General features: G+C 69.7%; 19 protein-coding genes, 1 pseudogene and 1 riboswitch. Of the genes and pseudogenes, 9 read left to right on the plus strand and 11 right to left on the minus strand.

Annotation, left to right across the window (positions count from 1 at the left end; translation table 11 throughout):
• A pseudogene (locus tag ABZ899_RS20100) lies at nucleotides 1-185 on the minus strand (MarR family transcriptional regulator); the annotation flags it as partial.
• 140 nt (nucleotides 186-325) lie between these two features.
• Between ABZ899_RS20100 and ABZ899_RS20105 the strand changes: the two are divergent.
• Both ABZ899_RS20105 and ABZ899_RS20110 read left to right on the plus strand, forming a co-directional pair.
• Nucleotides 326-1,540 (plus strand): MFS transporter, encoded by a 1,215-nt coding sequence (locus ABZ899_RS20105; RefSeq protein WP_361347765.1) that lies wholly within the window; start codon nucleotides 326-328, stop codon nucleotides 1,538-1,540.
• Nucleotides 1,541-1,623: 83 nt separating this feature from the next.
• Entirely contained in the window at nucleotides 1,624-2,046 is a 423-nt protein-coding gene (locus ABZ899_RS20110) for a heme-binding protein (RefSeq protein ID WP_361347767.1), read from the plus strand.
• 84 nt (nucleotides 2,047-2,130) lie between these two features.
• Here the strand turns inward: ABZ899_RS20110 and ABZ899_RS20115 are convergent, their stop codons facing one another.
• From ABZ899_RS20115 to ABZ899_RS20140, 6 genes are all read right to left on the minus strand, one after another.
• Nucleotides 2,131-2,997 carry a GNAT family N-acetyltransferase gene (locus ABZ899_RS20115; RefSeq protein WP_361347770.1) on the minus strand — a complete coding sequence of 289 codons (867 nt, stop codon included), beginning with the start codon at nucleotides 2,995-2,997 and terminating at the stop codon, nucleotides 2,131-2,133.
• A 159-nt stretch (nucleotides 2,998-3,156) separates the two neighbouring features.
• Nucleotides 3,157-3,639, minus strand: coding sequence for an NUDIX hydrolase (locus ABZ899_RS20120; RefSeq protein ID WP_361347772.1), 483 nt, complete (start codon nucleotides 3,637-3,639; stop codon nucleotides 3,157-3,159).
• A gap of 88 nt (nucleotides 3,640-3,727) precedes the next feature.
• A complete protein-coding gene (locus ABZ899_RS20125) occupies nucleotides 3,728-4,633 on the minus strand; it encodes a LysR family transcriptional regulator (protein ID WP_361347775.1) in 906 nt (301 codons plus the stop codon).
• A 218-nt stretch (nucleotides 4,634-4,851) separates the two neighbouring features.
• Entirely contained in the window at nucleotides 4,852-6,006 is a 1,155-nt protein-coding gene (locus tag ABZ899_RS20130) for a cystathionine gamma-lyase (protein ID WP_361347777.1), read from the minus strand.
• Complete coding sequence (locus tag ABZ899_RS20135) at nucleotides 6,003-6,494, minus strand: low molecular weight protein-tyrosine-phosphatase (protein WP_361347780.1); 492 nt, start codon at nucleotides 6,492-6,494, stop codon at nucleotides 6,003-6,005. Before ABZ899_RS20135 ends, ABZ899_RS20130 begins: the two co-directional genes overlap by 4 nt.
• Before the next feature lie 7 nt (nucleotides 6,495-6,501).
• On the minus strand, nucleotides 6,502-6,879 hold the full coding sequence (locus ABZ899_RS20140; RefSeq protein WP_361347783.1) for a phage holin family protein: 378 nt from the start codon (nucleotides 6,877-6,879) through the stop codon (nucleotides 6,502-6,504).
• A 60-nt stretch (nucleotides 6,880-6,939) separates the two neighbouring features.
• Between ABZ899_RS20140 and ABZ899_RS20145 the strand changes: the two genes are divergently transcribed.
• The 4 genes from ABZ899_RS20145 to ABZ899_RS20160 all read left to right on the plus strand — a co-directional run bounded on the left by ABZ899_RS20145 (nucleotide 6,940) and on the right by ABZ899_RS20160 (nucleotide 9,236).
• Nucleotides 6,940-7,257, plus strand: a complete 318-nt coding sequence (locus ABZ899_RS20145; RefSeq protein WP_361348218.1) for a cupin domain-containing protein — start codon at nucleotides 6,940-6,942, stop codon at nucleotides 7,255-7,257.
• Between the two features lie 159 nt (nucleotides 7,258-7,416).
• On the plus strand, nucleotides 7,417-7,629 hold the full coding sequence (locus ABZ899_RS20150; protein ID WP_030857134.1) for a DUF5326 family protein: 213 nt from the start codon (nucleotides 7,417-7,419) through the stop codon (nucleotides 7,627-7,629).
• A 338-nt stretch (nucleotides 7,630-7,967) separates the two neighbouring features.
• The gene (locus ABZ899_RS20155; RefSeq protein WP_361348221.1) at nucleotides 7,968-8,702 is read left to right on the plus strand and encodes a helix-turn-helix domain-containing protein; all 735 of its coding nucleotides are present in this window, start codon (nucleotides 7,968-7,970) and stop codon (nucleotides 8,700-8,702) included.
• Between the two features lie 96 nt (nucleotides 8,703-8,798).
• The gene (locus ABZ899_RS20160) at nucleotides 8,799-9,236 is read left to right on the plus strand and encodes an SsgA family sporulation/cell division regulator (protein WP_361347787.1); all 438 of its coding nucleotides are present in this window, start codon (nucleotides 8,799-8,801) and stop codon (nucleotides 9,234-9,236) included.
• Nucleotides 9,237-9,310: 74 nt separating this feature from the next.
• Here the strand turns inward: ABZ899_RS20160 and ABZ899_RS20165 are convergent, their stop codons facing one another.
• On the minus strand, nucleotides 9,311-10,813 hold the full coding sequence (locus ABZ899_RS20165; RefSeq protein WP_361347789.1) for a YibE/F family protein: 1,503 nt from the start codon (nucleotides 10,811-10,813) through the stop codon (nucleotides 9,311-9,313).
• Between the two features lie 71 nt (nucleotides 10,814-10,884).
• Nucleotides 10,885-11,074: riboswitch (TPP riboswitch) on the plus strand.
• Here ABZ899_RS20165 and thiC point away from each other — a divergent pair.
• A complete protein-coding gene (gene thiC / locus ABZ899_RS20170) occupies nucleotides 11,067-12,869 on the plus strand; it encodes a phosphomethylpyrimidine synthase ThiC (RefSeq protein WP_361347792.1) in 1,803 nt (600 codons plus the stop codon). Its footprint overlaps the riboswitch before it by 8 nt.
• A 135-nt stretch (nucleotides 12,870-13,004) precedes the next feature.
• Here the strand turns inward: thiC and ABZ899_RS20175 are convergent, their stop codons facing one another.
• From ABZ899_RS20175 to ABZ899_RS20185, 3 genes are all read right to left on the minus strand, one after another.
• Complete coding sequence (locus ABZ899_RS20175; protein WP_361347795.1) at nucleotides 13,005-13,874, minus strand: hypothetical protein; 870 nt, start codon at nucleotides 13,872-13,874, stop codon at nucleotides 13,005-13,007.
• Nucleotides 13,875-14,065: 191 nt separating this feature from the next.
• Entirely contained in the window at nucleotides 14,066-15,157 is a 1,092-nt protein-coding gene (locus ABZ899_RS20180) for a metallophosphoesterase (RefSeq protein ID WP_361347798.1), read from the minus strand.
• Nucleotides 15,158-15,403: 246 nt separating this feature from the next.
• Nucleotides 15,404-16,513, minus strand: a complete 1,110-nt coding sequence (locus tag ABZ899_RS20185) for a LacI family DNA-binding transcriptional regulator (protein WP_361347800.1) — start codon at nucleotides 16,511-16,513, stop codon at nucleotides 15,404-15,406.
• A 428-nt stretch (nucleotides 16,514-16,941) separates the two neighbouring features.
• Between ABZ899_RS20185 and hisC the strand changes: the two genes are divergently transcribed.
• Both hisC and ABZ899_RS20195 read left to right on the plus strand, forming a co-directional pair.
• Nucleotides 16,942-18,021: a histidinol-phosphate transaminase gene (gene hisC, locus ABZ899_RS20190; RefSeq protein ID WP_361347803.1), complete on the plus strand. Its 1,080-nt coding sequence runs from the start codon at nucleotides 16,942-16,944 to the stop codon at nucleotides 18,019-18,021.
• A gap of 149 nt (nucleotides 18,022-18,170) precedes the next feature.
• Nucleotides 18,171-19,679, plus strand: a complete 1,509-nt coding sequence (locus tag ABZ899_RS20195) for a cytochrome ubiquinol oxidase subunit I (protein WP_361347806.1) — start codon at nucleotides 18,171-18,173, stop codon at nucleotides 19,677-19,679.
• Nucleotides 19,680-19,694: the final 15 nt, after the last annotated feature.

Consider the following 19,694-nt stretch of genomic DNA (forward strand, 5'->3'; position numbering starts at 1 on the left):
TGCAGGTGGCCGCCTTCGCCGCTGTGCTGGCGGCTGAGGACGTCGAGCAGGGAGTACTCGCGGACGCTGAGGTCGTGGTGGCTCTGCAGGGCGCGTTCGATATGGGCCTCGATCCTGCCGTGCAGCAGGGAGAGGGCGTCCCAGCCCTGTGTGAGGGCGGTGAGTGCGGGATCCGTCGCTGTCATGGCATGTCCTCTGTCCCGGGGTGGGCTGCAACCAGAGTAGAGCAAGAGCGCAATAGTCCGCGCTTGCAAGTAAGGCGCGTCTGCAAGTATTGTCCTCACTCGTAAAGCGCACCTGCAATCGTTTGGGAAGGTACCCCTTCATGCCTCTCGCGCTTCTGGCCCTCGCGATCGGGGCCTTCGGCATCGGGACGACCGAATTCGTGATCATGGGCTTGCTTCCCGAGGTCGCGGGCGACTTCGGGGTCTCCATCCCCACGGCCGGGCTGCTGGTGACCGGCTACGCCCTGGGCGTGGTCCTCGGCGCCCCGCTGATGACCGTGCTCGGCACCAAGGTCTCCCGCAAGCGGATGCTGATGCTGCTGATGGGACTGTTCGTCCTCGGCAACCTGCTCTCCGCCGTCGCACCGTCCTTCTCGGTCATGCTGATCGGCCGCGTGGTCGCCTCGCTCGCCCATGGCGCCTTCTTCGGCATCGGCTCGGTCGTCGCTGCCGATCTGGTCGCCCCCGACAAGAAGGCCGGTGCCATCGCGATGATGTTCACCGGTCTGACGGTCGCCAATGTCGTCGGCGTCCCGCTCGGCACGTTCGTCGGACAGGCCGCGGGCTGGCGGATCACCTTCACCATCGTGGCCGCACTCGGGCTGATCGGCCTCGCCGGTATCGCCAAGCTGGTCCCCGACATGCCCAAGGCGCAGGGCGTACGGCTGCGCCACGAGCTGGCCGCCTTCAAGAACGCCCAGGTGCTGCTCGCCATGGCGATGACGGTGCTCGGCTTCGGCGGCGTCTTCGCGGCCATCACCTACATCGCGCCGATGATGACCCATGTCGCCGGCTTCGCCGACGGCTCCGTGACCTGGCTGCTGGTCCTGTTCGGGCTCGGCATGGTCGGCGGCAACCTGATCGGCGGCAAGTACGCCGACCGTGCGCTGATGCCGCTGCTGTACGTGTCCCTGGGCGCGCTCGCCGTCGTGCTCGCCCTCTTCACGGTCACCGCCCACAACAAGATCCTCGCGGCCATCAGCATCGCGCTGATCGGCGCCCTGGGCTTCGCCACCGTGCCCCCGCTGCAGAAGCGCGTCCTCGACCAGGCGCACGGCGCCCCGACACTAGCCTCGGCCGTGAACATCGGCGCCTTCAACCTCGGCAACGCCCTCTCCGCCTGGCTCGGCGGCATCGTGATCGCCGCCGGCTTCGGCTACACGGCCCCGAACTGGGTCGGCGCCGTCCTCGCCGCGGCCGCGCTGCTGCTCGCGTTCGTCTCCGCGGCGCTGGAGCGCCGCGGCGGGACGCCCACGGGCACCGTCGTCACGAGCCGCCCTGCTCCCGTCGAGGCCGAAGCCGTCGCCCACCCCTGAGCCGATCCGTGCGCGGGGTCAGGGCCGCCCCCGCGCACCCGGCCACCGACTCCCCTCCCAGTACCGCACCACAAGGAGAACCCATGACCACCGCGACCGCAGTCACCCCCCTGACCAGTCAGGACGCCGACGCCCTCGTCCTCGCCGCCCAGCGCGCCGCCGAGGCCGCCGGAGTGCCGGTCAGCGTCACCGTCCTTGACGCTGGAGGGCACCTGCTCGCTTTCCGCCGCGACGACCGGGCCGTGCTGATCTCCGGCGAGACCAGCACCCGCAAGGCCTACACGGCGCTTCAGCTGGGCACCCCCACCGCCGATCTCGTGGACGCCGTCCAGCCCGGCGGTCTCTTCCACACGCTGCCGACCGCCCTGGACCGGCCGCTGCTGTTCATCGCGGGCGGCCTGCCGATCCACCGTGACGGCCGGCTGATCGGTGCGATCGGTGTCGGCGGCGGTGCGCCCGAGCAGGACCACGGGTTCGCGGCCACGGCCGTCGAGTCCGTCCTCTGACGGCACACCCGCCACACGAACGGACGAAGCGCTGGTTCCCGACGGGGGATCGGCGCTTCGGCGTGCGGACGCGGCGGTGACGCCTCAGCCGGCGGCCACCGTCAGCGGGGCGAACCGCCGGCTCCAGTCGCCCGGCAGCTCCGGGATGCCATACGTCATGACCGCGTTGAAGGCCACGGAGCCCAGACCCCGCCGCTTCAGCCAGGCCAGCAGCTCCTCATGGCGCACGTCGATGTCGGTACGCAGGGGCCGGTCGGTGTGGGCGGCGAGGGACGCGACCAGTGCCTGGGCCGTCTCCGTGTCCCGGGCGATCAGAGGGCCCACCACGTGTGTGGCCATGTTCGGCCAAGCGCCCGCGTACCCGATGATCCGGCCGCCGTCCTCGGCGACCCGCAGCTGGTCGGTGAAGGCGGGCAACCGCGTGATGATGTGGGTGCGATCCATCCCGAACACCTCCTCGTCCAGGCGGACGATCGCCGGAAGGTCCTCGGCGGTCGCCGCACGGGTGGAGACCGAGGGCCGGAATCCGCCCGGGACGAAGTGCCCGCTCACCATCTCCGCCCTGGCGGTGGTCTTGAAGCCGAGCTCCTCGTACAGGGGCCGGCCGTTCGGGGTGGCGTGCAAAGTCAGCGGCGTCGTGCCCATCGCGGAGACGACGTGACGCATCAGGCGCCGGCCGACGCCCCGGCGGGCGTACCGCTCGGCGACCAGCACCATGCCGATGGCCCCCAGGCCGGGCCGCTCCCGGGGCCCGTACTCGGTGACGACGCAGGCGCTGACGAGTCCGCCGTCGGGTGCGTCGATGCCGTATCCACGGCCGGCGGTCAGCAGCAGCCCCCACTTGTGTTCCTCGCGGGGCCAGCCCCGGTCCTGGGACAGGTCGGCACAGGCGGCCAGATCGCGGTGGGTGAGACGGCGGATGGGGAGAGCGGCGAGGGTAGGTGTCGGCACGCAGGTCAGGCTGTCTGACGAGTGCCCTGGTCGTCCACCTGTTTCAGGGGAGACGAACGCGCTTCCGGCCATGCCTTAGAGGATCGGCATGACAGGGGTGACGGCGCAGGGGGTTTCACGTGAAACGCGGACGAACGGCGGCTGATCGACCGGAGTGCGTCAGCCCAGATCAGGAGCGTGCAGCGCGCGCACGCCCTCGATGTTCCCGTCGAGGTAGTGCCGCAGCGACAGCGGTACCAGGTGCACGGACGCGATCCCGACCCGGTTGAACGGCACCCGGACGATCTCGTACTCGCCGATGGGCTCGTCCATCTCGGGACCGTGCCGCAGGGACGGGTCCATGGACTCCAGATGGCAGACGAAGAAGTGCTGGACCTTCACCCCGGTCGACGCCTCGTCCTGGCCGATGTGCTCGACGGTGTCGACGAAGCAGGGGACCACATCGATGATCTTGGCGCCCAGTTCCTCGTACACCTCGCGGTGCAGCGCGTCGACGACGGTGGAGTCCGTCGGTTCGACACCGCCGCCGGGCGTGAGCCAGTAGGGATCCATGCCCGGCTTGGTGCGCTTGATCAGCACCAGATCGTCGCCGTCCAGGAGGACGGCGCGTGCGGTGCGCTTGACCACGGGTCGGACGGTCATGGAGGGAATGTGGCCCGGCTGGTTCCACGTGAAACATCGCATCCCGTCACCGCGCGAGCCCATCGGGTGACGGTCGCAAAATCCCTGCTCAGGCCCAGTCCGCCGCCGCTCGCAGCAGCCACTCGTGAGCCCGTGCGATATGCGGCATCGCCAGGGTCCCGGTTCGGACCGCCAGGAAGTACGTCCGCAGGGGTGGAACCGGCGGATCGTGCAGGGCGACGACCTCGCCATGGTCGAGGGCGTCCACGCACAGATAGCGCGGGAGCACCGCCAGCCCCGCCCCCGCGACCGCACAGGCGAGGACCGCGCGCAGATCGGGGACGATCACGGTGCCGGGTGCGGCGGGGCGGGAGTCGAACACGGAGGCCCAGTAGCGGGAGACGAACGGCAGGGACTCGTGCACCTCCACCACCGGGACGTCCTCCAGGGCGTGCGCCCCCTTGTGCTGGAGATGGCCCGCGCCGATCCGCTCGATCCAGTGGGGAGCCGCGACCAGGACGTGCTCCTCGTCGCAGAGCGCAGTGGCCGTCAGCAGAGCGCCCCGCGGACGGGCCGTGGTGATGGCCAGATCATGATGTCCGGCGGCGAGCCCTTCGAGGGTCTCCTCCGCGGTGCCGAAGGAGGCGCGCAGCGCGAAGCCCTGGGTGTCCTCGCCCGTCAGACCGGTGAGTGCGGGCAGCGCGCGCTCGGCGGTGAACTCGGGAGGCCCGGCGAGATGCAGCGAGCGTAAGGAGGACTCGTCGTCGAGACCGGTCTCGGTGATCTCGACCAGGGCGTCGAGATGGGGGGCGGCCTTGTGGGCGAGCTCGTCGCCGATGGTCGTCGGGGTGACGCCTCGCGCCTGCCGGAGGAACAGGGGGCGTCCCAACTGCCGTTCCAGTGTCCGTATCTGCGAGGTCACGGCCGGCTGGGAGAGGCCCAGCAGCGCCGCGGCCCGGGTGAAGGAACCGGCCCGGTGCACGGTCACAAAAGTGCGCAGCAAGGCCAGATCCATGCCACCGTCCTCCCCTTCCCCGCCCTTCTCCCCACCCCCAGGGCAGGGCCCCACTATAAATATGTCGATAGGTCGCTGTCGCTACTGTGATTGGACACTGACAGAGAGTCAACTAGCCTTGTTCGCGCGGTTCTTCGCGCGCAGAACCGGGGGCGGTCCGAGCCACGAGGGGGGAGGCTCGGACCGCCCCATCCCTTTCCGACGGCTCCCGGCGCCGGTCACCGCGCCGATTCGTCCAGGGCTCGCAGCACATCCGCCACCAGGTCCTCCGCGTCCTCGGCGCCGACCGACATCCGGATGAAGCCCTCCGGCACGTCGTCCCCGCCCCAGCGGCCGCGCCGCTCGGCCGTGGAGCGCACCCCGCCGAAGCTGGTGGCGTCGTCGACGAGCCGCAGCGCCTCCAGAAAACGCTCGGCACGCGTGCGCGTGGGCAGCGTGAAGGACACGACGCAGCCGAAGCGCCGCATCTGCCGGGCGGCGACGGCGTGCGACGGGTCCTTGGGCAGTCCCGGGTACCGCACCGCGAGATCCTCCGGCCAGTTCTGCAGGGCCTCGGCGACGGCCAGGGCGCCGGCGTTCTGCCGCTCCACCCGCAACTGGAGCGTGGCCAGGGAGCGATGCGCGAGCCACGCCTCCATCGGACCCGGGATCGCGCCGACGATCTTGCGCCAGCGCCGTACGGCCGCCATGGCCTCCGGGTCGCGGCCGGTGACATAGCCGAGCAGCACATCACCGTGGCCGGTCAGCTGCTTGGTGCCGCTGGCCACCGAGAAGTCGGCGCCCAGCTCCAGCGGCCGCTGCCCGAGCGGTGTGGCGAGGGTGTTGTCGACGGCGACGAGCGCCCCGCGCGCGTGCGCCTCCTCGGCGAGGCGCCGGACGTCGCACACGTCGAGACCGGGGTTGGAAGGCGTCTCGATCCACAGCAGCCTGGCGCCGTCGAGGACACCGAGCTGGGCGTCGCCGCCGGTCGGCGCCGTGCGCACCTCGATGCCGTACGCCTCCAGTTGCTCGCGCACCAGGGGGAGCGCCTGGTAGCCGTCGCTGGGCAGGACGACCGCTTCGCCGGACCGCAGCTGGGAGAAGAGCACCGAGGAGATGGCGGCCATGCCGGACGCGAACACGAGCGTCTCGACGTCGCTCTCCCCCGGCGCCTCCAGGCCGCCGATGGCCCGCTCCAGGTGCGTCCAGGTCGGGTTCTCGTCCCGGCCGTAGGTGTACGGACCCGTGGGCTCGCCCGGCAGATGGAAGTGGGCGGCGAAGACCGGTCCCGGCAGGGTCGGCTCGTACTTGACCGGCTCCGGCAGCCCGGCCCGCACCGCGCGCGTGCCGTCTCCCGCTCCGGGAACCGGTGCCTGCCCCTGCGTACCGCTCATGCCGTCCTGCCCTCCACCTCTTCGCGGACCGCTGTGAGCAGGCCCGTACTCGCCGACTCCACCATGGTGAGGCATTCCTCGAAGCCGTCCCGGTCACCGTAGTAGGGGTCGGGCACGTCGAGGTCCTCGCCGGCGGCGGGGTCGTAGGAACGCAGCAGCCGGACCTTCGCCGCGTCGTCCGCCGTCGGGGCGAGTCGGCGCAGCGCTTTCCTGTGACCGGCGTCGAGGGCGACCACGAGGTCGACGCGTTCGAACCAGGAGGTCCGGAACTGCCGGGCGGTGTGCTCGCTGTCGTAGCCGTGCTCCTCGAGGACGGAGACGGTGCGCGGGTCGGCCGGGTCGCCCTCGTGCCAGCCGCCGGTGCCGGCACTGTCGACCTCGACCAGGCCGTCCAGCCCGGCCTCTTCGATCCGGGCCCGGAAGACGGACGCGGCCATCGGGGAGCGGCAGATGTTGCCGGTGCAGACGAAGCAGACGCGGTAGGTCATGGGGCGCTCAGTCACCGTCGGGCAGGACGACGTTCAGCGCCCAGGAGACGATCGAGATGATCAGGCCGCCCAGGACAGCGGTCCAGAAGCCCTCGACGTGGAAGCTCAGGTCGACCTTGTCGGCGAGCCACGAGGTCAGCAGCAGCATCAGGGCGTTGACGACGAGGGTGAACAGGCCCAGCGTCAGGATGAGAAGCGGCAGGCTGAGCAGCTTCACGACCGGCTTCACGACGACGTTGACCAGGCCGAAGAGCAGCGCGACGAGCAGCAGGGTGGCGATCTCCTTGCCCGTGCTGTCGCCGGTCAGGGTGATGTCATCTATCAGCCAGACCGCGACCGCCAGGGCGCCCGCGTTGGCGATCGTCTTGACTACGAAATTCTTCATGTGTCTGATCGTGGCAGACGAGATCGGCGAAAAGCACTGTGACAAGGGCGGATGACTGCGATGAAGGCCTTCCGGCTGGACGAACTGGAAGCGGAGCGTGCCGCCAACGACGGTGCCTACCTGCAGTTTCTGCGCGAGCGGAACATGTCGGTGGGGCTGTACGCGATCGACGCGGGCGCGCACGATCCACAACAGCCGCACAACCAGGACGAGGTCTACTTCGTCGTGAGCGGCCGCGCACAGATCACCGTCGGCCTGGAGACCACCCACGTGGCACGGGGAAGCGTCGTCTACGTCCCGGCCGGGGTGGCCCACAAGTTCCACCACATCAGCGAGGACCTGAGGGTGCTCGTGGTGTTCTCTCCCCCGGAGAGCTGACCTCGCGTCTCGGGGTTCCCTAGGGGTTCGATCAGGGGAGGACAAGGGCTGCGAGGTCCCCGCCGGACCACCTGCCGGTCCTAGCATCGAGTGCAGGGAATCAGCAGATTCGACAGTCAGGACCCGCACTGGACGGGCGGAGAGGTAAGGACGAGGGCGATGCGTGAGATCTTCGCGGGACTGCCGTGGTGGGTGAAGTGGATCGCGGTGCCGGTCATCGCCCTGGTGGTGTTCGGTGGGCTGATAGCCAGCGTCGTCGGCTTCGTGATCGGACTGCTCTTCAAGCTGCTGGTCTTCGTGGCCCTGGTCGGCGGACTGATCTATGTCGTCAGGAAGTTCACGTCGAGCTCGTCGTCGCGCAGCGACTGGTGACGTTCACGGGGGACCGGTGGGCGGTAACAGGAACCACCGGTTCCCTCGGGCGAGGGAAGTTTTCCCGGCCGTGCGGCCGTCAGGGGTGACGGGCCAATAGGCTCCGTGAATCGCGGGGTCGCCCCCGCGAGCGGCGTGCACCCCTCCCGTGTTCCCCCGCACGGGCTTCCCCTCGCCCCTCGGGAGTGACCTTGGCCACGGTTGACACCGCACCACCCTCACCGACCCACCACCCCCTGGAGCAACCGCGCTCCTCCGTGCCCCAGGTCCCACGGCAGACGTCACCGGCGTCCGAGGCGGCCCCGGCCTCCCCGGAGCAGCCGCCGTCCGCGACCCTCATCGGATCGGTACAGCGCGCCATGCGGCTGCTGGAGTGCGTCGCGGGTCACGCGTACGGCGCTCCCGCCAAGCAACTGGCCCGGGAGACGGGGCTCGCGCTGCCCACGGCCTACCACCTGCTGCGCACGCTGGTGCACGAGGGCTATCTCCGCCGCGACAAGGGGCTGTTCTTCCTCGGTGACGCCGCCGTGCGGCTGAGCAGCAGCAGCGCCCAGCAGAAACGTCGCAGCACCATGGTCGACGCACTCGCTCGATGGCGTGACGCGGTGGGTGCCCCGGTTTACTACGCCCAGTACCGCGACGGCGAGATCGAGGTCATGTGCGTCTCCGACAGCCCGGGCAGTCCGGCGGTGCACGAGTGGGCCGACTTCCGTGAGACCGGCCATGCCCACGCCATCGGCAAGTGCCTGCTCTCCCAACTGGACGAGGAGGCCCGCCGGGACCATCTGGACCGGTATCCCGTGCGTGCCCTCACGCCCTACACGGTCGCGGACAGCCATAGCCTGCTACGACGTCTGGACCAGGTCGGGCGCATGGCCCCCGTGACCGAACGTCAGGAGTACGCGCTGGGCACGGTGTGCGCGGCCATCCCGATCACGGTGGGCACGACGGCCGCGACGATGGCCCTGTCCCTCCCCCTCCACCAGGCCGACCGGCTGCACTCGACGGTGCACCAGCTTCAGGTCGAGATCGGCCGGCTCCTGGGGTCACTCGCACTCTCTATCAGCATCTGAAAACTCACTCCTTGTGATCTCTCGTGTACGTTCAGCAAGATTCCACCAGTGTCGGGGTCCGTCCCGGCCAGTCGAAGGCAACCGGCGGGGTAGGCGATGCGCGAGTCCGTACAGGCAGAGGTCATGATGAGCTTTCTCGTCTCGGAGGAGCTCTCCTTCCGCATCCCGGTGGAACTGCGCTACGAGACCTGTGATCCCTATGCCGTGCGGCTCACGTTCCATCTGCCCGGTGATGCCCCGGTCACCTGGGCCTTCGGTCGCGAGCTGCTGGTCGACGGCGTGGGCACGCCCTGCGGCGAGGGCGATGTACGGGTCTCGCCGGCCGGCTCCGACACCTTGGGCGACGTGCTGATCCGGCTCCAGGTCGGCCCGGATCAGGCGCTGTTCCGCTCCTCCGTCGCACCGCTCGTGGCATTCCTGGACCGCACCGACAAGCTGGTGCCGCTCGGGCAGGAGGGGGCGCTCGCCGACTTCGACGCGTATCTCGACGAGGCCCTGGACCGCATCCTCGCGGAGGAGCAGAGCGCGGGCTGAGGCGTCACAACAAGCTGGGGGCGGCAGTGGCGTAACGCTTCAGCGGAGGTCGGGGGCGACTCGGAGGTCCTGCCTCACCGCTTGCGCCGCCGCCCCCGCCCACCCCGCCCCGCGGCCGGTGCGGCGCCCGCCACGGCCGGCCGGGCCCCCACGGGCGCCGTGCCGGGCTCGGGCCGGTCGGCCGAGACCACCAGCGCAGCCAGGGCCGTCGTCACCGGCACGGAGGCGACGAGGCCGATGGAGCCCACCAGCGTCCGCACGATCTCCTCCGCCACCAGCTCGCTGTTGGCGACCGTGCCGACGCCGCTCTGGGCGATGGAGAAGAGCAGCAGCAGGGGCAGCGCGGCGCCCGCGTAGGCGAGGACGAGCGTGTTGACGACCGACGCGATGTGGTCGCGCCCGATGCGGATGCCCGCCCGGTACAGCCCGCGCCAGCCCATCGTCGGATTGGCCTCGTGCAGCTCCCAGACCGCGGACGTCTGGGTGACCGTCACGTCGTCGAGCACACCGAGCGAGCCGATGATGATCCCGGCCAGCAGCAGACCGCTCATGTCGATCGACGGGTACAGGCCGTGGATGAGGCCCGTGTTGTCGTCGGTGTTGCCGGTGAGCGCTGCCCAGTCGATGAACACCGAGCCCAGGACCCCGATCAGCAGGAGCGAGATGAGGGTGCCGAGGACCGCGACCGATGTACGCGCCGACGGGCCGTGACACAGGTAGAGCGCGATCAGCATGATGGCGCTCGCCCCCACCACCGCGACGACCAGCGGGTTCGAGCCCTGCAGGATCGCCGGCAGGATGAAGAAGTTGAGCAGCAGGAAGCTGATCGCCAGCGAGACCAGGGCCATGACGCCCCGCAGCCGTCCGACGAGCACGACGGCGACGGCGAAGATCCCGGCGAGCACCGAGAGCGGGACGCGCCGGTTGACGTCGGCGACGGCGTACTGGAGGTCCTTGGGGGCAGAGGGCTCGTAGGCGACCACGACCTCCTGACCTTCGCTCAACTGCCGTGACTGGTCGGGCTGGACGATCTCCGTGAACGTACGGCCCTTGTCCTTCCCCGTGTCGACGCGGATCGTCGCCTTCTTGCAGGTACCGCTCTCCTCCCGCGCCGCGGAGGAGCCCTCGCCGGTGGAGGAGCCTTCCGCGGCGGAGGTGTCCCCGGCCGGCGGAGCTCCGCCGGCGCCCACCTCCTTGCAGCTCAGCTCGACCACCTTCGTGACCGTGGCCTGCTGGGTCTGTCGGTCGAAGCCGACCCCGGTGCGCTCGTGCGCCGGGGCACCGCCCGGCCAGAGCACCGTGAGGCCGACCACCACGGCCGCGGCGAACGGGATCAGGACGGCCGCGATGACCTTGCGCAGATGCCGGGAGACAGGAGCGGCCGGACCGTGGGAGTGGCTGTGGGAGTGCCCGTGCCCGGATCCCTGCCCGTGTTCGTGCCCGCTGTCGGGCCCGCCCCCGGGCGCTCCCGAACCCCGCTGCTCGTCACGGTCGTTGTGCCGCGCGGGGCCGTTTCCCGGGCCTTGGCCGCGGCGCGGTTCGTGCGGCGGGTACGGAGGTTCATGCATCGTGGTCACCGATCGATCATCGCAAGAACGGAGAGGGCCCTCTGTTCAGCGCGCCCGAACTGGCGCTAGCGTGGAACCACCTTTGTACACGCGGGAGCTCGGAGCACCGGGCTGAGAGGGCGCTGACCTCCGTCCCAGCGATGTTTCACATGAAACATCACTCGTCACGAGTGACGTTTCACACGAGACGTCGGCAGACGGATACCGCTGCGTCGACCGCCGAACCTGTTACCGGGTAATGCCGGCGTAGGGAGTAGGTCTCATGACCATCAAGGACGCACGCACGCCTGCCTCGAACCAGGACGAATCGCCCTTGCAGGGCGAAGTCTCCGCGGAGGCCGAAAAGTCCATCGGCTGGCACAAGGCGTACATCGAGGGCTCACGCCCCGATCTGCGGGTGCCGGTCCGCCAGGTGCACCTCACCAACGGGCAGTCGGTCACGCTGTACGACACGTCGGGCCCGTACACCGATCCAGCCGCCGAGACCGACGTCCGCCGCGGGCTGCCCCCGCTGCGGGAGAACTGGATCGTCACCCGCGGGGACACCGAGGAGTACGCGGGCCGGCCCGTCCGGCCCGAGGACGACGGCATCAAGCACACAGCGCCGCGAGGGGGACTGCGCAACCTCGACGCGGTGTTCCCGGGACGGCCGCGCCAGCCCCGGCGCAGCCGCGACGGACAGGCCGTCACCCAGCTCGCTTACGCCCGCCGCGGGGAGATCACCCCCGAGATGGAGTTCGTGGCGATCCGGGAGAACGTCGACCCCGAGGTGGTCCGTGCGGAGATCGCCGCGGGCCGGGCGGTGCTGCCCGCCAACGTCAACCACCCGGAGATCGAGCCGATGATCATCGGCAAGCGGTTCCTGGTGAAGGTCAACGCCAACATCGGCAACTCCGCCGTGACCTCCTCCATCGAGGAGGAGGTCGAGAAGATGACCTGGGCGACCCGCTGGGGCGCCGACACGGTCATGGACCTCTCCACCGGCCGCAACATCCACACCACGCGCGAGTGGGTGCTGCGCAACTCCCCCGTCCCCATCGGCACGGTGCCGCTCTACCAGGCGCTGGAGAAGGTCGACGGCAAGGCCGAGGAACTGACCTGGGAGATCTACAAGGACACGGTCGTCGAGCAGGCCGAGCAGGGCGTGGACTACATGACGGTCCACGCGGGCGTGCGCCTGCCGTACGTGCCGCTCACGGCGAACCGCAAGACGGGCATCGTCTCCCGCGGCGGCTCGATCATGGCCGCGTGGTGCCTGGCGCACCACAAGGAGAGCTTCCTGTACGAGAACTTCGAGGAGCTCTGCGAGATCCTCGCCGCCTACGACGTCACCTACTCGCTGGGCGACGGCCTCAGGCCGGGGTCGATCGCGGACGCCAACGACGAGGCGCAGTTCGCGGAGTTGCGGACGCTCGGGGAACTCAACACCATCGCCAAGCGTTTCAACGTACAGACCATGATCGAGGGCCCGGGTCACGTCCCGATGCACAAGATCAAGGAGAACATCGACCTTCAGCAGGAGATCTGCGATGAAGCTCCGTTCTATACGCTCGGCCCGCTGACCACGGACGTCGCGCCGGCGTACGACCACATCACGTCCGGCATCGGTGCCGCGATGATCGCCTGGTGGGGCACCGCCATGCTCTGCTACGTGACGCCCAAGGAGCACCTGGGCCTGCCCAACCGTGACGACGTCAAGACCGGCGTCATCACCTACAAGATCGCCGCGCACGCCGCGGACCTCGCCAAGGGCCACCCCGGGGCGCAGGAGTGGGACGACGCGCTGTCCGACGCCCGCTTCGAGTTCCGCTGGGAGGACCAGTTCAACCTGGCGCTCGACCCGGACACGGCCCGCGAGTTCCACGACGAGACCCTGCCGGCCGAGCCCGCCAAGACGGCCCACTTCTGCTCCATGTGCGGGCCGAAGTTCTGCTCCATGAAGATCTCCCAGGACATCCGCCGGCGGCACGGCGGCTCGCAGGAGGAGATCGAGGAGGGCATGGCCCAGAAGTCCAAGGAGTTCGCGGCGGCGGGCAACAGGGTGTACCTGCCGCTGGCGGACTGATCGGTACCTTCTCGAAGCACAGATCACCCGGCCCCTGCAGGCTGCTCGGCTTGCGCCGCCCCCGAGGAGGCTGCCTCGGGGGCCGTCGCAGGAGGTCCCTGCGAGGGCCTCGTGTGGCGGGGCGCAAGCCGGGGGTCACTCCGGCTGGTGTTCCGGGCCTCCGAAGTCCGGGCTGGTGTAGTCCGGGCTCGAGAAGCGCGGGCGGTGGCCCCCGGCGGGGCCGTCGTCCGGGCTGCTGAACCCGGGGCGGCCGTAGCCGAGGTTCGGCATCCGGCCCGCCGGAGTCGACGGTGAGGTGGGGTGCAGGGCGGCGGTCGTGCCGGGGTCGGCCAGCGCTTCCCGCAGGAAGGGCAGGATGCCGCGTTCCAGCAGGGCCTCCCGCCAGGCCTGCCTGGCCAGGATCACTTCCTCGCTCAGCGCGCCGTAGGGCGCGCCGTCGAGGGTGGGTCGGTTGCGCAGGGCGGTCAGCAGGAGCCCGACGGCGGCGACCAGGATGGCCGCCGCCGCGATGGCACCGAACACCCATCCGGTGGTGAGCATGGTCTGGGCGAAGGCTCGCTCGGGATTGAACATCTTCAGGACGTATCCCACGAGCAGGAATATCGCCGCGGCGGTGCCGGCGAGGACGGGTGCCAGGACCGCGAGGACGGCGACGAGGCCGGGTCCCGCGGTCTCGGCGACCTCTCCGACGGTGGTGGCGAGTCCCATCGCGCCCCCGCCCGGCTCGCTGGAGCCGGTCTCACGGGACGACGACGGGCTGGACGGCGCCGGCTGGCGCAGTTCCTCACGGACCTTCACGTAGTGCTGGTACTCGGTCGCTGCGGCCGCCGTGATGAGCGCGGTGGCGTTCAGCGCCATGGTGCGCAGTTGTTCGGGGTTGAGCCGCTGTCCGACAGCGGCCAGTTCCGGGCGGTGTGGGGCGGAGCGCAGCGCCTCGTTGAGGATCCGCTCGTACTCCTGGCGGTCCTCGCTGAGCAGGTGCTGCGGAACGCTGTTCATGTGCATCCCCCGATGCTCCGTAGGGCTTGGGGCTCGCATGCCAACGAGCCGTCGGGCAGAAACGGAGGGGAGCCTGCTACGGATAAGGCGATGGTAGAGCGGCGACGGCACACGGTGACAGGGGGTTTGCCAAAATTGGGCCCCGGCCCACGCCTCTTCGCGCCCCCCGTGACCGGGGGACGCGCACCGGAGAACGGTCAGATGTCCAGGGGGAGTTGCTGGACCAACAGCTTTCCGGCCATGGTCACGCCGCCGTCCATCGCGATCGCGAGCCCGTCCGCGTAGACGTGCGGGCCCTCGACCAGCGGCCCGGAGTTGTCCTCGCCGTCCTCGGAGCCGACCTCGCCGAGCAGATACGGAATCGGGCTGTGGCCGTGAACGATGCGGGTGCCGCCGTACGTATCGAGCAGGGAGCGCACGGCCTGTGCGCCGCCCTCGTCACGGAAGGAGAACCGCTTGGTGAACTTGCGGAACAGGTCCCAGACCTCGTCGGCGTCGTTGCGGGTCAGCGTCTCGCGGACGGTGTCGTTGACCTCCTCGATGGACCGGCCGTAGTCGAGATAGGCGGTGGTGTCGGAGTGCACCAGCAGATGCCCGTCCACCTCCTCGACGGCGTCGAGCCGGGACATCCACTGCAGGTGGTGGTCCTGGAGGCGGTCCATGTCGGTCTTCTGCCCGCCGTTGAGCAGCCAGGCCGCCTGGAAGGTGGCGGTGCCCGCGCCCGAGTTGACGGGAGTGTCGCCGAACCGCTTGGCGCCGAGCAGCAGCAGCTCGTGGTTGCCCATGAGGGCCTTGCAGTAGCCGCCGGAGGCGGCGGCCTCCGCGGACAGCCGCATCACCAGGTCGATGACGCCGATGCCGTCGGGGCCGCGGTCGGTGAAGTCGCCGAGGAACCACAGCCGGGCGGTGCCCGCGCACCAGCTGCCTGCCGAGTCGACGAGGCCCTTCTCCTGGAGGGCGGCCGTCAGCTCGTCCAGGTAGCCGTGCACGTCACCGACGACGAACAGCGGCCCGGGACCGTCGGCGGACTGCTGGACCGGGACGGAGGCGGGCTCGACCTGCACCTGGACCGTGTCGCCGCGCTGGATGACCGGCAGGTCCCGCTCGGTGGGCGTGTAACCCTCGGGGTAGGTCTCCGGGTAGGTCTCGGCGGGAGGCGGCGGCACCACCTCGCCGGGGTGCGTGCTGTGGGCGTACGGACCGGTCTCGTGTACGTAAGCGGGCACCCGGAAGTCGCGCAACGTCGCCGTCCGCTCCACCTCGGGTCCCTGACCGGCCCCCTGAGTCATCAGACCCCTCCACCATCGCGCCGCAGCTGCACCGCTTCGGACTGCCTGGTCGCAGCGGCCCGCGGTGTCGTGGGCCCATCATAGGAATGCCGTTCGCGCCATGTGATGACCCAGGGGTGGTGAATCGGAACAGGACTCCCGTCCGGTGCGGCTTTCGCCCCGATTGGGCAGGAAAACGCCTACTCGACGAACCGCCCCGAACGCGCCCCCGGACCTGTGTGCGACGTGGCCTGGGGCGTGTTTCTATCAGTTCTCGGGGGACCTCGGCGCGCTGACCGTCGTGCGCGGCGGGCGTCGCTGGGACGAGGTGCGCACGATCAGCTCCGTCGGTATCACCTGCTCGACCGGCTGCTCCGAGTCGACTCCCTCGATGGCGTCGATGAGGAGCTGCACGACGGCCGTGCCGATGCGGCGCGGCTTGAGGGAGAGCGTGGTGATGGGCGGCTCGGTGTTCGCGTACACCGTTGATTCGCTGCAGCACACCAGAAGCAGGTCGTCCGGTACGCGCAGGCCGTAGCGACGGGCGGCGGCGAGCAGATCCGTGCCGTTCGGGTCGAACAGCCCGTAGACCGCGTCGGGCCGGTCCGGCCGGGCGAGCAGCCGGTCGGCGGCGACGGCGCCCGCGCACGGGTCGTGGGCCGGGTAGGCCTCGTACACGGGGTCCTGGCCGACCCGCTCGCACCAGCGCAGGTACGCGGTGGTCGACAGATGGGTGTACGTGTCCGTGGTCGTGCCGGTGAGCAGGCCGATGCGGCGGGCGCCGGCTTCGGCCAGGTGGTCGAGGATGCCGAGGACGGCGGCCTCGTGGTCGTTGTCGACCCAGGCGGTGACCGGCAGCGAACCGGCCGGACGGCCGTCGGAGACGACGGGCAGTCCCTGCCGCACCAGCTCGCTGACGACCGGGTCCTGGTCGGACGGGTCGATGACGACGGTGCCGTCCAGGGCGACGTTCGACCACACGTCGTGGCGCGAGGTCGCCGGGAGGATCACGAGGGCGTAGCCGCGGGCGAGCGCGGCCGAGGTGGCGGCTCGGGCCATCTCGGCGAAGTACGCGAACTCCGTGAAGGTGAAAGGTTCATCCCCGTATGTGGTCACGGTCAGGCCGATGAGGCCCGACTTGCCGGTACGGAGGGTGCGGGCGGCGGCCGACGGGCGGTAGCCCAGCCGGTCGGCGACCTCGCGGACATGGCGTCGGGTGGCGTCGGGGAGCCGGCCCTTGCCGTTGAGGGCGTCGGAGACGGTCGTGATGGACACCCCGGCGGCGGCGGCCACGTCTCTGATGCCCGCCCGGCTGGACCGGCCGCCCCGGCGAGAGGTTTCCGCGCGGCTCACCTGGTGCTTCCCTGCTGCTGTCATGGCGAGCCGATAGTAGGGCTCATCGGGTGGGGTAGGGCGGACGCATATGCGCGCGTTGACAGACACGTTTCTGCATGGTCATCCGGGGTCAAATCCCTTGGAAAACAAGAGAGTTGAACGATCCAATAGTAGGACGTGACGTGTCTGCGGGTGTGGGCCTGCCCCATGCCCGATGTTTCGAAGAGGTCTCAACTCACCTGCACGAGGGATGCGCGCCACGGCGCGAGCTACCGGCGCATAGATATATGTGCGGCGCGCCCCTGGTTTCGTACGCCTTCGTACGACGATGCCCTGGATGGAGATGCCGACGCGGTGGTCGGGCAGCCGGACCGTCTCACCTGTACGCATCGGAGCCGAATCCTCATAAGGTGAGGAGTATTGGAGCCGGCGGTGGTGATGGGCCGCCGGTGGTCGCGAGGAGGACTGCGGTGAGCGAGACGAGCCCCAAGCTGCGCGCCGAGCTGGAGGGGATCCCCACCTACAAGCCGGGCAAGCCCGCCGCGGCCGGTGGCCCGGTGGCCTACAAGCTGTCCTCCAACGAGAACCCTTATCCGCCGCTGCCCGGTGTGATGGAGACGGTGGCGGCCTGCGCCGCGTCGTTCAACCGCTACCCGGACATGATGTGCACCGGGCTCATGGACGAACTGTCCGAGCGCTTCGCGGTGCCGGTGTCGCACCTGGCCACCGGCACGGGCTCGGTCGGTGTCGCCCAGCAGCTCCTCCAGGCCACCTCGGGACCCGGCGACGAGGTCGTCTACGCCTGGCGGTCCTTCGAGGCGTACCCGATCATCACGCGGATCAGCGGCGCCACGCCCGTCCAGGTGCCGCTGACGCCGGGCGACGTGCACGACCTGGACGCGATGGCCGACGCCGTCACCGACCGCACCCGGCTGATCTTCGTGTGCAACCCGAACAACCCGACCGGCACGGTCGTGAAGCGGGCCGAACTCGAGCGGTTCCTCGACCGGGTGCCCCGGGACGTCCTGGTGGTACTGGACGAGGCGTACCGCGAGTTCATCCGCGACCCCGAGGTCCCGGACGGCGTGGAGATCTACCGCGACCGCCCGAACGTCTGCGTCCTGCGGACCTTCTCCAAGGCGTACGGCCTCGCCGGTCTGCGCGTCGGCTTCGCCATCGCCCGTGAGCCGGTCGCGGCCGCCCTGCGCAAGACGGCGGTCCCGTTCGGCGTCAGCCAGATCGCGCAGGAGGCCGCCATCGCCTCGCTGCGCGCGGAGGACGCGCTGATCGGCCGCGTGGGCTCGTTGGTGTGCGAGCGCAACCGCGTCGTCGACGGTCTGCGCGGGCAGGGCTGGACGGTGCCCGAGACCCAGGCCAACTTCGTCTGGCTGCGGCTGGGGGAGCGCACGGTCGCGTTCGCGCAGGCGTGTGAGCAGGCGGGCGTGGTGGTCCGGCCGTTCCCGGGCGAGGGTGTGCGGGTGACGGTCGGGGAGACCGAGGCGAACGACATCTTCCTGAAGGTGGCGGAAGGCTTCCGCAAGGAGAAGTAGCGGCCGGAGGGCTTGGCCGGGCGGCTGCGCCTGGCCAGGCCCACGGGTTGACCGCGGGTAACAGGACCCCCCGACGAAAGGGAACACGCGTGCTGCATAATGGCTTGTGAATGTGAACGCTTTCACAAGCGTAGGTAAGGAGCGGCGACGTGAACCTGGCTCTGGCGCCGGAGACGCTGGCGCGATGGCAGTTCGGCATCACCACCGTCTACCACTTTCTGTTCGTCCCGCTGACGATCTCGCTGGCCGCTCTCACGGCCGGACTGCAGACCGCCTGGGTGCGCACGGAGAAGGAGAAGTACCTCAGGGCGACGAAGTTCTGGGGCAAGCTCTTCCTGATCAACATCGCGATGGGCGTCGTCACGGGCATCGTGCAGGAGTTCCAGTTCGGCATGAACTGGTCCGACTACTCACGCTTCGTCGGTGACGTCTTCGGCGCTCCCCTCGCGTTCGAGGCCCTGATCGCCTTCTTCTTCGAGTCCACCTTCATCGGGCTGTGGATCTTCGGCTGGGACAAGCTGCCGAAGAGGATCCACCTGGCCTGCATATGGATGGTCTCGATCGGCACCATCCTGTCGGCGTACTTCATCCTGGCCGCCAACTCCTGGATGCAGCACCCCGTCGGCTACAAGATCAACGAGGCGAAGGGCCGGGCCGAGCTCACCGACTTCTGGCTCGTGCTGACCCAGAACACCGCACTCGCCCAGGCCTTCCACACCCTGGCGGCGGCGTTCCTCACCGGTGGCGCGTTCATGGTCGGCATCTCCGCCTTCCATCTCCTGCGCAAGAAGCACATCCGCGAGATGAAGACCTCGCTGCGGCTCGGCCTGGTCACCGTCGCGATCGGCGGTCTGCTGACCGCCGTCAGCGGAGACGTGCTCGGCAAGATCATGTACGAGCAGCAGCCGATGAAGATGGCCGCGGCCGAGGCCCTGTGGGACGGCGAGCGGCCGGCGCCCTTCTCGGTCTTCGCCGTCGGTGACGTCGACAAGGGCCACAACAAGGTCGCCGTGGAGATCCCGGGCCTGCTGTCCTTCCTGGCCAAGGACGACTTCACCTCGTACGTCCCGGGCATCAACGACATCAACAAGGCCGAGCAGGAGAAGTACGGGCCGGGCGACTACCGGCCCAACATCCCGGTCGCCTACTGGGGCTTCCGCTGGATGATCGGCTTCGGCATGGCCTCGTTCACGATCGGCCTGGCCGGTCTCTGGCTGACCCGGAAGAAGTTCCTGCTGCCGCAGCACCTGCGGGTCGGTGACGACGAGGTGCCCCCTCTGGTGCTGCTGCCCCACAAGGCGCTCAGCCCGAAGCTGGCCACCTGGTACTGGCGCATCGCGGTCTGGACGCTGGCGTTCCCGCTGATCGCCAACTCCTGGGGCTGGATCTTCACCGAGATGGGCCGCCAGCCGTGGGTGGTCTACGGCGTCCTGCGCACCCGTGACGCGGTCTCCCCCGGTGTCTCCCAGGGCGAGGTCCTCACCTCGATGATCGTCTTCACCGCCCTCTACGCGGTCCTCGCGGTCGTCGAGGTCAAGCTCCTCGCCAAGTACATCAAGGCCGGCCCGCCGGAGCTGACCGAGGCCGACCTGAACCCGCCCACGAAGATCGGCGGCGACTCCCGGGACGCCGACAAGCCGATGGCCTTCTCGTACTAGGCCGAGGGAGCTGCA

Origin of the sequence: Streptomyces sp. NPDC046859, assembly GCF_040645135.1 — a bacterium.
Lineage (GTDB): Bacteria > Actinomycetota > Actinomycetes > Streptomycetales > Streptomycetaceae > Streptomyces.

What these genes read in the sequence shown, in the direction of transcription:
- ABZ899_RS20105 (WP_361347765.1), top strand. Translation starts at nt 326, where the DNA reads ATGCCTCTCGCGCTTCTGGCCCTCGCGATCGGGGCCTTCGGCATCGGG.
- ABZ899_RS20110 (WP_361347767.1), top strand. Translation starts at nt 1,624, where the DNA reads ATGACCACCGCGACCGCAGTCACCCCCCTGACCAGTCAGGACGCCGAC.
- ABZ899_RS20120 (WP_361347772.1), bottom strand. Translation starts at nt 3,639, where the DNA reads ATGACCGTCCGACCCGTGGTCAAGCGCACCGCACGCGCCGTCCTCCTG.
- ABZ899_RS20125 (WP_361347775.1), bottom strand. Translation starts at nt 4,633, where the DNA reads ATGGATCTGGCCTTGCTGCGCACTTTTGTGACCGTGCACCGGGCCGGT.
- ABZ899_RS20130 (WP_361347777.1), bottom strand. Translation starts at nt 6,006, where the DNA reads ATGAGCGGTACGCAGGGGCAGGCACCGGTTCCCGGAGCGGGAGACGGC.
- ABZ899_RS20135 (WP_361347780.1), bottom strand. Translation starts at nt 6,494, where the DNA reads ATGACCTACCGCGTCTGCTTCGTCTGCACCGGCAACATCTGCCGCTCC.
- ABZ899_RS20140 (WP_361347783.1), bottom strand. Translation starts at nt 6,879, where the DNA reads ATGAAGAATTTCGTAGTCAAGACGATCGCCAACGCGGGCGCCCTGGCG.
- ABZ899_RS20145 (WP_361348218.1), top strand. Translation starts at nt 6,940, where the DNA reads ATGAAGGCCTTCCGGCTGGACGAACTGGAAGCGGAGCGTGCCGCCAAC.
- ABZ899_RS20150 (WP_030857134.1), top strand. Translation starts at nt 7,417, where the DNA reads ATGCGTGAGATCTTCGCGGGACTGCCGTGGTGGGTGAAGTGGATCGCG.
- ABZ899_RS20160 (WP_361347787.1), top strand. Translation starts at nt 8,799, where the DNA reads ATGCGCGAGTCCGTACAGGCAGAGGTCATGATGAGCTTTCTCGTCTCG.
- thiC (WP_361347792.1), top strand. Translation starts at nt 11,067, where the DNA reads ATGACCATCAAGGACGCACGCACGCCTGCCTCGAACCAGGACGAATCG.
- ABZ899_RS20175 (WP_361347795.1), bottom strand. Translation starts at nt 13,874, where the DNA reads ATGCACATGAACAGCGTTCCGCAGCACCTGCTCAGCGAGGACCGCCAG.
- ABZ899_RS20180 (WP_361347798.1), bottom strand. Translation starts at nt 15,157, where the DNA reads ATGACTCAGGGGGCCGGTCAGGGACCCGAGGTGGAGCGGACGGCGACG.
- ABZ899_RS20185 (WP_361347800.1), bottom strand. Translation starts at nt 16,513, where the DNA reads ATGACAGCAGCAGGGAAGCACCAGGTGAGCCGCGCGGAAACCTCTCGC.